The organism is Bartonella sp. CL63NXGY (assembly GCF_042194905.1).
Lineage (GTDB): Bacteria > Pseudomonadota > Alphaproteobacteria > Rhizobiales > Rhizobiaceae > Bartonella.
In genome coordinates, this window is sequence record NZ_JBHINK010000147.1 from 332 (window position 1) to 574 (window position 243).

The 243-nt window shown below is 44.9% G+C and carries 1 pseudogene; it reads right to left on the reverse strand.

Features of this window, described 5'->3' with window-relative positions:
• Positions 1–243, reverse strand: a pseudogene (locus tag ACFIK0_RS09810) (NCS2 family permease); the annotation flags it as partial.

Genomic DNA, 243 nt, shown 5'->3' on the forward strand with positions numbered 1-243 from the left:
ATGATCATGAGGATTAAGCCGAAGAGAGTAATCCAGACCTGAGGATTGTTGAATGAACCCAACCCAACCAGTGAAGATGAATTGTTGACGATCAATTTACCATTTTGCAAACCAATAAAGGCGATAAACAGGCCAATCCCGGCTGAAATCGCGTATTTGAGGTCCGTCGGAATGGCATCGACCACTTTTTCCCGCAGTTTCAAGATCGTGATCAGGATAAAGAGGATCGAAGCAACCAGGACT